This is a genomic window from Cronobacter dublinensis subsp. dublinensis LMG 23823 (genome assembly GCF_001277235.1).
GTDB lineage: Bacteria > Pseudomonadota > Gammaproteobacteria > Enterobacterales > Enterobacteriaceae > Cronobacter > Cronobacter dublinensis.
Genome location: NZ_CP012266.1, coordinates 3,323,412 through 3,337,754, shown reverse-complemented (window position 1 = coordinate 3,337,754; position 14,343 = coordinate 3,323,412). Strand labels below are relative to the sequence as shown.

The 14,343-nt window shown below is 60.0% G+C and carries 9 protein-coding genes and 1 pseudogene; 8 read left to right on the top strand and 2 right to left on the bottom strand.

What is annotated here, in order from left to right; translation table 11 throughout:
• Together yfhb and tadA are read left to right on the top strand one after the other, a co-directional pair.
• Positions 1-636: a phosphatidylglycerophosphatase C gene (yfhb, locus tag AFK67_RS15310; protein WP_007712647.1), complete on the top strand. Its 636-nt coding sequence runs from the start codon at positions 1-3 to the stop codon at positions 634-636.
• Between the two features lie 100 nt (positions 637-736).
• Positions 737-1,135, top strand: a pseudogene (gene tadA / locus AFK67_RS22165) (tRNA adenosine(34) deaminase TadA); the annotation flags it as partial.
• Here the strand turns inward: tadA and mltF are convergent.
• A complete protein-coding gene (gene mltF / locus AFK67_RS15300; RefSeq protein ID WP_007712650.1) occupies positions 1,098-2,657 on the bottom strand; it encodes a membrane-bound lytic murein transglycosylase MltF in 1,560 nt (519 codons plus the stop codon). The pseudogene tadA and the gene mltF sit on opposite strands and share 38 nt — an antisense overlap.
• A 267-nt stretch (positions 2,658-2,924) precedes the next feature.
• On the opposite strand from mltF, the gene purL reads away from it, so the two are divergent.
• From purL to glnB, 5 genes are all read left to right on the top strand, one after another.
• On the top strand, positions 2,925-6,815 hold the full coding sequence (gene purL / locus AFK67_RS15295; RefSeq protein WP_038883066.1) for a phosphoribosylformylglycinamidine synthase: 3,891 nt from the start codon (positions 2,925-2,927) through the stop codon (positions 6,813-6,815).
• 578 nt (positions 6,816-7,393) lie between these two features.
• On the top strand, positions 7,394-8,830 hold the full coding sequence (locus tag AFK67_RS15290; RefSeq protein WP_007712656.1) for a sensor histidine kinase: 1,437 nt from the start codon (positions 7,394-7,396) through the stop codon (positions 8,828-8,830).
• Entirely contained in the window at positions 8,827-9,600 is a 774-nt protein-coding gene (qseG, locus tag AFK67_RS15285; protein ID WP_038883069.1) for a two-component system QseEF-associated lipoprotein QseG, read from the top strand. Before AFK67_RS15290 ends, qseG begins: the two co-directional genes overlap by 4 nt.
• Positions 9,597-10,934, top strand: coding sequence for a two-component system response regulator GlrR (gene glrR, locus AFK67_RS15280; RefSeq protein WP_007712661.1), 1,338 nt, complete (start codon positions 9,597-9,599; stop codon positions 10,932-10,934). Before qseG ends, glrR begins: the two co-directional genes overlap by 4 nt.
• Before the next feature lie 98 nt (positions 10,935-11,032).
• Positions 11,033-11,371, top strand: a complete 339-nt coding sequence (gene glnB / locus AFK67_RS15275) for a nitrogen regulatory protein P-II (protein WP_002438074.1) — start codon at positions 11,033-11,035, stop codon at positions 11,369-11,371.
• Positions 11,372-11,542: 171 nt separating this feature from the next.
• Here the strand turns inward: glnB and hmpA are convergent, their stop codons facing one another.
• Positions 11,543-12,733: an NO-inducible flavohemoprotein gene (gene hmpA, locus AFK67_RS15270; protein WP_007712665.1), complete on the bottom strand. Its 1,191-nt coding sequence runs from the start codon at positions 12,731-12,733 to the stop codon at positions 11,543-11,545.
• Between the two features lie 324 nt (positions 12,734-13,057).
• Between hmpA and glyA the strand changes: the two genes are divergently transcribed.
• A complete protein-coding gene (gene glyA / locus AFK67_RS15265) occupies positions 13,058-14,311 on the top strand; it encodes a serine hydroxymethyltransferase (RefSeq protein ID WP_007751396.1) in 1,254 nt (417 codons plus the stop codon).
• Positions 14,312-14,343: the final 32 nt, after the last annotated feature.

Genomic DNA, 14,343 nt, shown 5'->3' with positions numbered 1-14,343 from the left:
TTGGCCAATAACGAGCGTCGGGTAGTATTTTTCGATCTGGATGGCACGCTGCATCAACAAGATATGTTTGGCACCTTTATGCGCTATCTGCTGCGACGTCAGCCGCTCAACCTGCTGCTGGTTATTCCTCTGCTGCTCGTGGTGGGCGCAGGGCTGTTAATTAAAGGACGCGCGGCCCGCTGGCCGATGAGCCTGCTGCTCTGGGGCTGTACCTTCGGCCACAGCGAAGCGCGTCTCAAAGCGCTCGAAAAAGACTTCTCCGCCTGGTTTCGCCAGCATGTGACCGCCTTCCCGGTGGTGCATGAACGCCTGACCGGCTATCTCACCAGCACCGACGCTGACGTCTGGCTAATCACCGGCTCTCCGCAGTCGCTGGTGGAGCTGGTCTACTACGACACCCCCTGGCTGCCGCGCGTTAATGTGATTGCCAGCCAGATGGAGCGCCGCTTCGGCGGCTGGATCCTGACCCTGCGCTGCCTCGGCCACGAAAAAGTGGCACAGCTGGAGCGCCAGATTGGCACGCCGCTGCGTCTTTACAGTGGCTACAGCGACAGTAAGCAGGACAACCCGCTGCTTTACTTCTGCCAGCACCGCTGGCGTGTGACGCCGCAAGGGCAGCTTCAGCAGCTCGAGTAAGGCGCGCGTTTCGCAACCCATAAACGGTGTGTATAATGCCGCCCGCCTTATACTCCCGGAGAACACCGTGTCACAGACTGAACTCACCCATGAATACTGGATGCGCCATGCGCTGACGCTCGCGCAGCGCGCCTGGGACGAGGGCGAGGTGCCGGTGGGGGCGGTGCTGGTGCACGATAATCAGGTGATTGGCGAAGGCTGGAACCGGCCGATTGGCCGCCACGATCCGACCGCGCACGCGGAGATCATGGCGCTGCGCCAGGGCGGGCTGGTGCTGCAAAACTACCGCCTGCTGGAAACCACGCTCTATGTAACGCTCGAACCCTGCGTGATGTGCGCGGGCGCGATGGTACACGGGCGCATCGGCACGCTGGTGTTCGGCGCGCGCGACGCCAAAACCGGCGCGGTCGGTTCGCTGATGGATATCACCGGTCACCCCGGCATGAATCATCAGGTGCAGGTTATCGAGGGGATAATGGCACCAGAGTGTTCGGCGATGCTGAGTGCGTTTTTCCGACAGCGCCGGCTTGAGAAAAAGGCCCTAAAGGCAGCGGCGAAAACGGCGACGGGAACAGACCCTGTGGCGTGATGCCCGTCGGGTAGCGCTGCACAAGCTTAGGCTGCGCCGCGGCGGCGGCCTGTTTTTCTTTCTCCAGCAGATACCCCACCAGGCTTATCTGGTATTTACGAATATTCTCCACATAGGCGTAAGCTTCATGGCCGCGCGCGTAGCCGTAGGTCAGCTTGCTGTAATAAGGCCGCTGGCTCAGTAGCGGCAGCCGTTGCTTCACATCTGCCCAACTGTCCGGGTTGCCTTTCTGCTTCGCCGTTAACGCGCGGGCGTCCAGCATATGCGCGTAGCCCATGTTATACGCCGCCAGCGCAAACCAGATCCGCTCCTCTTCCGGCACGCTTTCCGGCACTTTGCCCATCATATCTTTCAGATAGCGCGCGCCGCCGCTGATGCTCTGCTCGGCGTCTAAACGGTCGGTCAGGCCCAGGCTTTGCGCCGTATTGCGGGTCAGCATCATCAGACCGCGCACGCCGGTCGGCGACGTCGCCTGGCTGTCCCAGTGGGATTCCTGATACGAAATCGCCGCCAGCAGCCGCCAGTCAATATCGGTGGCGTACTTCTCAAACAACGGGCGGAGATCCGGCAGCACGTTATCGACGGCGCGCAGGAAACTGCGGGTATCGACGTAATCGAAGTCGTTGCCGTGGCCGAGGTATTTCTCTTCAAGGCGCGCCAGCGTGCCGTCTTCGTTAATCTGGTTAAAGAAGTCGAGCAGGGCGGCGGAGAGCGAGTTATCGCTGCTGCGGCGGCTAAACCAGGTCACCGGCTGTTCGTCGCTCAGATCCAGCGCCACTGCCAGCTGCGGGTGTACGCGCTGGAAGAGGCCGATGGCCACCGAGTCGGCGATGGTGTAATCGAGTTTGCCCTGCGCCACCAGCAGCATCAGATCGTTACTGCTGAGCTTCGGGTCGACGCGCCAGCTTAAATCCGGGTAGCGGGTCTCTTTCAGGTGTTGCAGCTCGCTGAGCGCCACATGGCCCGGCGCGATGGTGAGCTGATCGTCTTTAATGCTGGCGAGGCTTCGCGGGCGCAGGCTGCCGACGCGGTAAACCATCTGCTGCGACACCGAGTAATAAATGGGCCCCGCCTGATAGTGCTGGCTGCGGTCTTCGTTATAGACCAGCCCGGCGGCGAGCAGATCGGCGTCGTTATTGTCGAGGTCGTCAAACAGCTGGTTGATATTCTGGCGTACGGTGACTTCGAGCTTAACGCCCAGATAGTCGGCAAACGCCTGGCTTAGCTCGTAGTCGAGCCCGGAGATAGACTCATTGACGCGGTACATGGTCAGCGGCGTGGCGATAGTGCTGACGCGCAAAACCCCCCGCGCCTGAATTGCGGCGATACGGTTATCGGCTTTACCGGACCAGGGAATGGCCGGCCATAAGGCCACTGCCAGCAGCAGGGTAACGACGCCGATGAGCAGATAATTAAGCTTTAATTTTTTCAATTAGTTAATTCTCTGCGTTGCCTCGTGGCTCAGCGAACAATCGTTAATAAACCGTTTCGTTTGAATGGCATGGAGCGGCATTTTGCGCAACAAAGCGACACTTGGCAACTAATTACAGGAATTGGTCACACCAAACGTTAACGCGACGGCAGGATTTTATTTCTACGCAAACGGTTTCGTCAGCGCGCCGGATTCTCTATAATGACGCCCGTTTTCCCCCTTGCGCCCAATGAGGTGCCCTCCGGCGCTTCGAAGACGAGAGACTTGATGATGGAAATTCTGCGTGGTTCGCCCGCTCTGTCGGCATTTCGTATTAACAAACTGCTGGCTCGTTTTAAAGACGCTCACCTCCCGGTGAAAACCATTTATGCCGAGTATGTTCATTTTGCTGACCTCGCCGCACCGCTGAATGCCGAAGCGCACGCGCGCCTTGAGCGCCTGCTGAAATATGGCCCGAGCCTTGCGGGCCACGCCCCGACTGGCCGCCTGCTGCTGGTCACGCCGCGTCCCGGCACCATCTCTCCCTGGTCCTCTAAAGCGACGGATATCGCCCACAACTGCGGGCTCGGCCAGATCAAACGCCTGGAGCGCGGCGTGGCGTATTACATTGACGCCGACGCGACCGCAGGCAATGACGCCTGGCAGCAGATTGCCGCTGTGCTGCACGACCGCATGATGGAGACCGTCTTCGGCGCGCTGGAAGACGCCGCCCAGCTGTTCTCACACCACGAGCCCGCGCCGGTGCAGAGCGTGGATCTTCTGGGGCAGGGCCGCCAGGCGCTGGCTGAAGCCAACGTGCGTCTGGGGCTGGCGCTCGCGGAAGATGAAATCGACTACCTGCATGACGCCTTCACCCGCCTGGGGCGCAACCCGAACGATATCGAGCTCTATATGTTCGCGCAGGCCAACTCCGAGCACTGCCGCCATAAAATCTTTAACGCCGACTGGGTTATCGACGGCGAAAAACAGCCGAAATCGCTGTTTAAAATGATTAAAAACACCTTCGAGAGGACGCCGAACTTCGTGCTCTCCGCTTATAAAGACAACGCGGCGGTCATGGAAGGCTCATCGGTGGGTCGTTTCTATGCTGACCACGAGGCGGGCCGCTACAGCTTCCATCAGGAGCCGGCGCATATCCTGATGAAAGTGGAAACGCATAACCACCCGACCGCCATTTCACCGTGGCCGGGTGCGGCGACGGGCTCCGGCGGCGAAATCCGCGACGAAGGCGCGACGGGCCGCGGCGCGAAGCCAAAAGCGGGGCTGGTGGGTTTTTCCGTCTCGAACCTGCGTATTCCGGGCTTTGAGCAGCCCTGGGAAGAAGATTTCGGCAAGCCGGATCGCATTGTCACCGCGCTCGACATCATGACCGACGGCCCGCTCGGCGGCGCGGCGTTTAACAACGAATTTGGCCGCCCGGCGCTGAACGGTTACTTCCGTACTTATGAAGAGAAAGTCGCGAGCCACAACGGCGAAGAGCTGCGCGGTTATCACAAGCCGATCATGCTCGCAGGCGGCATCGGCAACATTCGCGCTGACCACGTGCAGAAAGGCGACATTCCGCCAGGCGCGAAGCTCATTGTGCTCGGCGGCCCGGCGATGAATATCGGCCTCGGCGGCGGCGCGGCGTCCTCAATGGCGTCCGGCCAGTCGGATGCCGATCTCGATTTCGCCTCGGTACAGCGCGACAACCCGGAAATGGAGCGCCGCTGTCAGGAAGTGATCGACCGCTGCTGGCAGCTGGGCGACGCCAACCCTATCGTGTTTATTCATGACGTCGGCGCGGGCGGTCTCTCTAACGCCATGCCGGAGCTGGTGAGCGATGGCGGGCGCGGCGGACGCTTCGAGCTGCGCGATATTTTAAGCGACGAGCCGGGCATGAGCCCGCTGGAAGTCTGGTGTAACGAATCCCAGGAGCGCTACGTGCTGGCGGTCGCCCCGGAGCAGCTGGCGCTGTTTGACGAGCTCTGCCGCCGCGAGCGCGCGCCTTACGCCGTTATCGGCGAGGCGACCGAGGAACTGCACCTGACCCTCAACGACCGCCATTTCGACAACCAGCCGGTGGATATGCCGCTCGACGTTCTGCTCGGCAAAACGCCGAAAATGACCCGCGACGTCACCCGCCTGCAGGCCGCCGGTCAGCCGTTCGACCGCACCGGCATTACGCTTGCCGACGCGGTGAAACGCGTGCTGCATCTGCCGACCGTGGCGGAGAAAACCTTCCTTGTCACCATCGGTGACCGCACCGTGACCGGCATGGTGGCGCGCGATCAGATGGTCGGCCCGTGGCAGGTCCCGGTGGCCAACTGCGCGGTCACAACCGCGAGCCTCGACAGCTACTACGGCGAAGCGATGGCGATAGGCGAACGCGCGCCGGTGGCGCTGCTGGACTTCGCCGCCTCTGCCCGTCTGGCGGTGGGCGAAGCGCTGACTAACATCGCCGCGACGCAGATTGGCGATATCAAACGCCTGAAGCTCTCCGCCAACTGGATGGTGGCGGCGGGGCATCCTGGGGAAGACGCCGGTCTCTACGAGGCGGTGAAAGCGGTCGGCGAAGAGCTTTGTCCGCAACTCGGCCTGACCATTCCGGTCGGCAAAGATTCGATGTCGATGAAAACCCGCTGGCAGCAGGATGGCGAGCAGCGCGAGATGACCTCGCCGCTGTCGCTGGTTATCTCTGCGTTCGCCCGCGTGGAAGACGTGCGCCGCACCGTAACGCCGGAACTGACGACCGAAGATAACGCGCTGCTGTTTATCGATCTCGGCAACGGCCATAACGCGCTCGGCGCGACGGCGCTGGCGCAGGTTTATCGCCAGCTTGGCGACAAACCGGCCGACGTGCGCGACGCAGGTCAGCTGAAATGCTTCTACGACGCCATTCAGGCGCTGGTGGCGCAGCGTAAACTGCTGGCCTACCACGACCGCGGCGACGGCGGCCTGCTGGTGACGCTTGCCGAAATGGCGTTCGCGGGCCACTGCGGTATCGAGGCGGATATCGCGGCGCTGGGGGACGATGCGCTGGCCGCGCTCTTTAACGAAGAGCTTGGCGCGGTTATCCAGATTGCCGCCGCCGAGCGCGAGCAGGTCGAGCGCGTGCTTAAAGACCACGGTCTTGGCGAGTGCACGCACTACCTCGGCAAAGCGGTGGCGGGGGATCGTTTCACCCTGACCGCAGGCGATAACGTGGTGTACAGCGAAAGCCGCACTCAGCTTCGCATGTGGTGGGCGGAAACGACCTGGCAGATGCAGCGCCTGCGCGACAACCCGGAGTGCGCCGATCAGGAGCATCAGGCGAAAGCCAATGACAACGATCCGGGCCTGAACGTCAAACTGACCTTCGATCTTAAAGACGATATCGCGGCGCCGTTTATCGCGACCGGCGCGCGCCCGAAAGTGGCCGTGCTGCGCGAGCAGGGCGTGAACTCTCACGTGGAGATGGCGGCGGCATTCCACCGCGCGGGCTTTGACGCCATCGACGTGCATATGAGCGATCTGCTCGCGGGGCGTCGCGGCCTCGGCGATTTCCACACGCTGGTGGCGTGCGGCGGCTTCTCCTACGGCGACGTGCTGGGCGCGGGCGAAGGCTGGGCGAAATCCATCCTGTTCAACGACCGCGTGCGCGACGAGTTCATCGAGTTCTTCCACCGTCCGCAGACCCTGGCGCTCGGCGTCTGTAACGGCTGTCAGATGATGTCCAATCTGCGCGAGCTTATTCCCGGCAGCGAACTGTGGCCGCGCTTTGTGCGTAACCAGTCTGATCGCTTCGAAGCGCGCTTCAGCCTGGTGGAAGTGACCGCCAGCCCGTCGCTGCTGCTTGATGGCATGACCGGCTCCCATATGCCGATCGCAGTTTCCCACGGCGAAGGCCGCGTGGAAGTGCGCGACGCGGCGCATCTGGCGGCGCTTGAGAGCAAAGGCCTGGTGGCGCTGCGCTACATCGATAACTTCGGCGCGGTGACGGAGACCTACCCGGCGAACCCGAACGGCTCGCCGAATGGTATTACCGCCGTGACCACCGAAAGCGGGCGCGTCACGATTATGATGCCGCACCCGGAGCGCGTGTTCCGCACGGTGGCGAACTCCTGGCACCCGGCGAACTGGGGCGAGGACAGCCCGTGGATGCGCATCTTCCGCAACGCGCGTAAGCAGCTCGGTTAACCTCTGTACCCGTTTAACTTCTGTAAAGGCCTCGCAAGAGGCCTTTTTCTTTTGGCGGCCACCCCAATTCTGTTTGATTACGGTCAGTGTCGGTAAATTGCGACAGCGGCCGGATCGGGGTGTCTCTGATTTGCGACATTTAAGTTATTGATTTATATGACGCATAAAAAGCAGCGGGGGAAGTGTTGGCTTTTAGCGACACTCCGGCGAAAAAGAATACAAGATCTTGATCGACTTCATATATTTAAAATGCTTTCATAACAGCAACTTATGATTTATGTGGTAAAGCTGGCACGGTTACTGCATAATATTAACCAGTGGCTCATTCACCTTCTTATGTCAGCCCCTTAGCGAGCGCTACATAAACCTCGAATGACGCACTCAAAGGTGCCTGCCGTCCAACTGCTGATCATAGCGATGCTATTTCAGAACCCGGGCGACACGTTGAGTAAGGCACCGCCTGATTCCATCACAAAGGCAGGGTTCATCCCCTGCCTTTGCTGTTTTTTGCGTTTGGCTTTGCACAACCGCTCCTCTCGGTTAGCATCAGGCTTTTGCAATCACCCCGGGATAACGCCGTGAAACGCTGGCCCGCTTTTCCCCGCTCGCTTCGCCAACTGGTCATGATGGCCTTTTTACTGGTGATGGTGCCGCTGCTGTTTCTCGCCTGGCAGGCGTGGCAGAGCCTCAACACGTTAAGCGCCCAGGCGGCGCAAACCAACACGCTCACCCAGATGGACGCCCGGCGCAGCGAGGCGATGACCAATATCGCGCTCGAAATGGAGCGCAGCTATCGCCAGTACTGTGTGCTGGACGACCTCACGCTTGCCAAAGTCTATGAAAGCCAGCGCCAGCGTTACTCGCGCATGCTGGAGGCGCAGGCGAGCGTATTGCCGGACGCCCGGCTTTATAAGGCGTTGCGCCAGAGCCTCGTGGAGCTGGCGCAACTCCAGTGCCACAATAGCGGCCCGAAGCCGGACGCCGCGGCGCGCCTTGAAGCGTTCGCCGATACCAATACCCGGCTGGTGCAGGCGACCCGCGCCGTGATTTACGCCCGCGGGCAGCAGCTCCAGCAGGAGATCGCCGCGCGCGGTCAGCTGTTCGGCTGGCAGGCGCTGGCGCTCTTTCTGGCGAGCCTCGCGCTGGTATTGCTCTTTACTCGCATGATTATCGGCCCGGTGAAGGGGATTGAGCGGATGATCAACCGGCTGGGCGAGGGGAAATCGCTCGGCGCCACGATGATGTTCAAAGGCCCGCGCGAACTACGCTCGGTAGGCCAGCGTATTATCTGGTTGAGCGAGCGCCTCGCGTGGCTTGAGTCGCAGCGGCACCAGTTCCTGCGCCATATCTCTCATGAATTAAAAACGCCGCTCGCCAGCATGCGCGAAGGCACCGAGCTGCTGGCCGATCAGGTCGTCGGGCCGCTCACCGCGGAGCAGCGCGAAGTAGTGGAGATCCTCGATACCAGCAGCCGTAATCTGCAAACGCTGATAGAACAACTCCTTGATTACAACCGTAAACTGGCGGGCGGGGCGGTGGAGCTTGAGAAAGTCGAGCTCGCCCCGCTGGTGGACATCGTGATGACCTCACACAGTCTCCCGGCGCGGGCTAAAATGATGCATACCGAGGTGTCGCTTGTCGCAGACGCCTGTCTGGCGGAGCCGATGCTGCTAATGAGCGTGCTGGATAATCTCTATTCCAATGCGGTGCACTACGGACGCGAATCCGGTACCATTTATCTGCGAAGCCGCCGTCAGGGCAATACGCTATGTATTGAGGTGGCGAATACCGGCACGCCTATTCCTGAGGCGGAGCGGGAGATGATTTTCGAGCCCTTTTATCAGGGAAGCCATCAACGTAAAGGGGCGGTGAAAGGCAGCGGCCTGGGCTTAAGCATCGCTCAGGATTGCATCCGACGTATGCACGGCGAACTGCGGCTGGTCGAGGATGACACGACCGACGTCTGTTTTCGCATTGAATTACCGCTCTTTGACCCGGAACGATTAAAAAAATGAATTTACGTCTGGTAAACGCATGGCGCAACCTGCGCGCGCGCGGCACAACCTTTTTCTCTCTTCGCAGGCTGGCAGGCTCAGCGCTGTTGCCCTGCCTGTTAGCGGGCTGCGTGCAGAGCCCGGTCTCCACTAACATCAAACAACACGACCCGAAACTGCCGGAGCAGCAGCTGGCGGATTTTCTGTTCACTGACTGTTCAGGCATCTGGCAGCTCTCCGGGCAGAATGTCGAGAGCAACCCGCTGTTCTGGCTGCGCGGCATGGACTGCGCCGAGCGTCTGGCGCCCGCCGAGGCGCGCGCTCAGGCGCGCCGCTTCCCCGATGAAACCTGGCAGCACGCCTTTCGGCGCGGCATTTTACTGGCGAACGCGCGCATTACGCCCGCCGAGCGTCGCAGCTATCTCACCACGCTTGGCGCTACCGCAGGCAACATTCCGGCGCATGTGCGTCCGCTGTATGAAGCCTGGCGCGACGGCCAGGCCGCGCAGCTGGCGCTGTCTGATGAGCGCGGGCGTTACAGCAAGCTTCAGCAAAGCGCCGACAGCGAGCTGGACGCCCTGCGCGAGCAGCAGCGCCACCTGCGCACTGAGCTTGAGCTCACCACCCGCAAGCTTGAAAACCTGACGGATATCGAACGCCAGCTCTCCACCCGCAAAAGCGCGGGCGGCTATATTCAGGACAACAGCCACAGCGCGGGCGACGCACAGAAAGAGAACGCTGCCCCGGCCGGGAAAGACGGCGCGCCTGCGCAGGAGGAGACCAAACCATGACACAGCATAAACCCGCGCGCCTGTTGCTCGTCGATGACGATCCGGGCCTGCTGAAACTGCTGGGCCTGCGCCTTGCGAGCGAAGGATTTACGGTTGAGACCGCCGAGAGCGGCCATGACGGGCTGCGCATTTTAGGGCGCGAGAAAATCGATCTGGTGATTAGCGATCTGCGTATGGATGAGATGGATGGCATGCAGCTGTTCGCCGAGATCCAGAAACTCCAGCCGGGGATGCCGGTGATTATTCTCACCGCCCACGGTTCGATCCCCGATGCGGTGGCCGCGACCCAGCAGGGCGTATTCAGTTTTCTCACCAAGCCGGTGGATAAAGACGCGCTCTATAAGGCCATCGACGACGCGCTGGCGCACGCCGCGCCTGCGGGCGACGAACAGTGGCGCGAGAGCATTGTTACCCGCAGCCCGGCGATGCTGCGTCTGCTGGAGCAGGCGCACATGGTGGCGCAGTCCGATGTCAGCGTGCTGATTAACGGCCAGAGCGGCACCGGCAAGGAGATCCTGGCGCAGGCTATCCATAATGCCAGCCCGCGCGCCAAAAATGCCTTTATCGCCATCAACTGCGGCGCGCTCCCGGAGCAGCTGCTGGAGTCGGAACTCTTCGGCCACGCGCGCGGCGCGTTTACCGGCGCGGTAAGCAGCCGTGAAGGGCTGTTCCAGGCGGCGGAGGGCGGCACGCTGTTTCTCGACGAGATTGGCGACATGCCCGTGCCGTTGCAGGTGAAGCTGCTGCGTGTGTTACAGGAGCGCAAGGTGCGCCCGCTTGGCAGCAACCGCGATATCGATATCAACGTGCGGATTATCTCCGCTACCCACCGCGACCTGCCGAAAGCAATGGCGCGCGGCGAGTTTCGCGAAGATCTCTTTTATCGCCTTAACGTCGTGAACCTGAAAATTCCGGCGTTGCAGGAGCGCGCGGAAGATATTCCGCTGCTGGCAAACCATCTGCTGCGTCAGGCGGCGGACCGGCATAAGCCGTTCGTGCGCAGTTTCTCGACCGACGCCATGAAACGCCTGATGACCGCGAGCTGGCCGGGCAACGTGCGCCAGTTGGTGAACGTGATTGAGCAGTGCGTGGCGCTGACCTCCGCGCCAGTTATCAGCGACGCGCTGGTGGAGCAGGCGCTGGAAGGCGAAAATACGGTGCTGCCGACGTTTGTTGAGGCGCGCAATCAGTTCGAGCTGAACTATCTGCGCAAGCTGCTGCAAATCACCAAAGGGAACGTCACCCACGCCGCGCGCATGGCAGGGCGCAACCGCACCGAGTTTTACAAGCTGCTGGCCCGCCATGAGCTTGAGGCGAATGATTTTAAAGAGTAGTTTTTGATGCCCAAACCGCCGCAAGGTATGGTAATTTGAGCAACCGATTACGCGAATTGAATCGCCGTGCAGGCGCTGGCAGGAATTAAGGATCCACCATGAAAAAGATTGATGCGATTATTAAACCCTTCAAACTCGATGACGTGCGTGAAGCGCTGGCGGAAGTCGGGATCACCGGGATGACGGTGACTGAGGTGAAGGGATTTGGTCGTCAGAAAGGCCATACCGAGCTCTATCGCGGCGCGGAGTATATGGTGGATTTCCTGCCGAAAGTGAAAATTGAAATCGTGGTGACCGACGATATCGTCGACACCTGTGTGGATACCATTATCCGCACCGCCCAGACCGGTAAAATCGGCGACGGCAAGATTTTCGTTTTCGACGTGGCGCGCGTGGTGCGTATCCGTACCGGCGAGGAAGACGACGCCGCGATTTAACCGCGGGGTTGCGCGTGATAAACAAAAAGCAGGTCGCGATGACCTGCTTTTTTTATGTCGGTGTAGCAGTAAAGGGCGGGGGTGCTGCGCTTACCACCCTACAATGTATGCAAACTGCCGCGTTCGTAGGGCGGGTAAGCGACGCGCACCCGCCGTGGCAAATTCCGCCGCTTACAACACCTTATGCGGGCCGAAGCATTCGTAATGGATATTCTCTTTGTTCACGCCAAGGCTAACCAGCTGTTCGGCGGCGAACTGCATAAATTTCACCGGACCACAGACGTAAAACTGCATGCCGGGCGTGGTCACATGCGCTTTATGGTCGTGCAGGGCCATCAACCCTTCGCTGTTATAGCGCCCCGCGCTGCGATCGGCGTCGCTCGGCACGCGATACCAGATATGGCTGATAAAGTGCGGGAGTTTTGCGCCAAGCGCTATGACTTCATCGGTAAAGGCATGCACATCGCCGCTTTCCGCCGCGTGATACCAGTTCACCTGCGCCGGGTGCTGCGCGCTCGCGAGCGTATCGAGCATCGCCAGCATCGGCGTCTGTCCGACGCCTGCGGAAATCAGCGTCACCGGGGTTTGCGGGTCGACCTGCATAAAGAAATCGCCGGCGGGCGCGGCAAGCGCAATCACATCGCCCGGCTGCGCATGCTGATGCAGCCAGTTCGACACCTGGCCTTCGCCCTCGCGTTTCACCGCAATGCGATAGCTTTTGCCGTTCGGTTTGCGGGTCAGCGAATACTGACGAATCTCCTGATGCGCGAACCCTTCGGGTTTGATCCACACGGCGGTGTACTGGCCGGGCAGATAATCGGCCACCGGGCCGTCATCGACCGGCTCCAGCTCGAAACTCGTCACCATCGCGCTCTGCGGCGTTTTGCTAACGATACGGAACGGACGAGTGCCTTCCCAGCCGCCGGTTTTTTGCGCGTTGCTCTGGTAAATCTCCGCTTCGCGGTTAATAAACACGCCCGCTAACACCCCATACGCTTTGCCCCAGGCGTCCAGCACTTCCTGGCCCGGACTGAACATCTCATCCAGCGTCGCCAGCAGGTGCTCGCCGACGATGTTGTACTGCTCGGGTTTAATGTTAAAGCTGGTGTGCTTCTGGGCGATTTTCTCCACCGCAGGCAGCAGGGCCGCGAGATTTTCAATGTTGGTCGCATAGGCGCAAATGGCGTTAAACAGCGCTTCACGCTGATCGCCGTTGCGCTGGTTGCTCATATTGAAGATCTCTTTCAGCTCCGGGTTATGGGTAAACATCCGGTCATAGAAATGCGCGGTCAGTTTCGGGCCGGTCTGCGCCAGCAGCGGAATGGTGGATTTCACGACGGCGATGGTTTGACTATCCAGCATAATTGCTTCCTTCCAGGTTTTTATAAAGTGTATTTTAAATGCATCTTATGAAAAATAACTGCACGTTGCAAAGGGTTTTACCTGCACCTTCGACACCGCTCACACTGGATGAAAAAAGCACAGGTTGATGATGAAAATATATCGCGCGCCTCCCCTCGATGCTTAATCGTTCAAACCCTTGCGCCACGCCATGCCAAACGTTTGCGTAAAAAGCTGTGTCAAGACCTATCTTCACACTGCCAATCGGTTTACACTGTTGCCCGTCGCCCAAAAGGGCACCTCATTGCAGTACTTTTTTATTGTCAGCTGAGTCAGGAGATGCGGATGTTAAAGCGTGAAATGAACATTGCCGATTATGATGCCGAACTGTGGCAGGCTATGGAGCAGGAGAAAGTTCGTCAGGAAGAACACATCGAACTGATCGCCTCCGAAAACTACACCAGCCCGCGCGTCATGCAGGCTCAGGGCTCTCAGCTGACCAACAAATATGCCGAAGGTTATCCGGGCAAACGCTACTACGGCGGCTGCGAATATGTGGATATCGTTGAGCAGCTGGCGATTGATCGCGCAAAAGAACTCTTTGGCGCAGACTACGCCAACGTCCAGCCGCACTCCGGCTCCCAGGCGAACTTCGCGGTCTACACCGCGCTGCTGCAGCCGGGTGACACCGTGCTGGGTATGAACCTGGCGCAGGGCGGCCACCTGACGCACGGCTCCCCGGTTAACTTCTCCGGTAAGCTCTACAACATCATCCCTTACGGTATTGATGAGTCCGGCAAAATTGATTACGAAGACATGGCGAAGCAGGCGCAGACCCACAAACCGAAAATGATCATCGGCGGCTTCTCTGCTTACTCCGGCATCGTTGACTGGGCGAAAATGCGTGAAATCGCCGACAGCATCGGCGCGTACCTGTTCGTTGATATGGCGCACGTGGCGGGCCTTATCGCCGCAGGCGTTTACCCGAACCCGGTTCCGCATGCGCATGTCGTGACCACCACCACCCATAAAACCCTGGCGGGCCCGCGCGGCGGTCTGATCCTCGCCAAAGGCGGCAGCGAAGAGCTGTACAAAAAACTCAACTCCGCGGTGTTCCCGAGCGCGCAGGGCGGCCCGCTGATGCACGTTATCGCAGCGAAAGCGGTCGCGCTGAAAGAAGCGATGGAGCCGGAGTTCAAAACCTACCAGCAGCAGGTCGCGAAAAACGCCAAAGCGATGGTGGAAGTGTTCCTGAATCGTGGCTACAAAGTGGTCTCCGGCGGTACGGAAAACCACCTGTTCCTGCTGGATCTGGTGGATAAAAACCTGACCGGTAAAGACGCTGACGCAGCCCTCGGCCGCGCCAACATCACCGTCAACAAAAACAGCGTGCCGAACGATCCGAAGAGCCCGTTCGTCACTTCCGGTATCCGTATCGGTTCTCCGTCAGTGACTCGCCGCGGCTTCAAAGAAGCGGAAGTTAAAGAGCTGGCTGGCTGGATGTGCGACATCCTGGACAACATCAATGACGAAGCGGTCATTGAGCGCGTCAAAGGTAAAGTGCTGGATATCTGCGCACGTTTCCCGGTTTACGCGTAAGCGAACACCTACGGATGAAGGCCGCCTCGCGC

What these genes read in the sequence shown, in the direction of transcription:
- qseG (WP_038883069.1), top strand. Translation starts at nt 8,827, where the DNA reads ATGAATTTACGTCTGGTAAACGCATGGCGCAACCTGCGCGCGCGCGGC.
- purL (WP_038883066.1), top strand. Translation starts at nt 2,925, where the DNA reads ATGATGGAAATTCTGCGTGGTTCGCCCGCTCTGTCGGCATTTCGTATT.
- glyA (WP_007751396.1), top strand. Translation starts at nt 13,058, where the DNA reads ATGTTAAAGCGTGAAATGAACATTGCCGATTATGATGCCGAACTGTGG.
- hmpA (WP_007712665.1), bottom strand. Translation starts at nt 12,733, where the DNA reads ATGCTGGATAGTCAAACCATCGCCGTCGTGAAATCCACCATTCCGCTG.
- glrR (WP_007712661.1), top strand. Translation starts at nt 9,597, where the DNA reads ATGACACAGCATAAACCCGCGCGCCTGTTGCTCGTCGATGACGATCCG.
- glnB (WP_002438074.1), top strand. Translation starts at nt 11,033, where the DNA reads ATGAAAAAGATTGATGCGATTATTAAACCCTTCAAACTCGATGACGTG.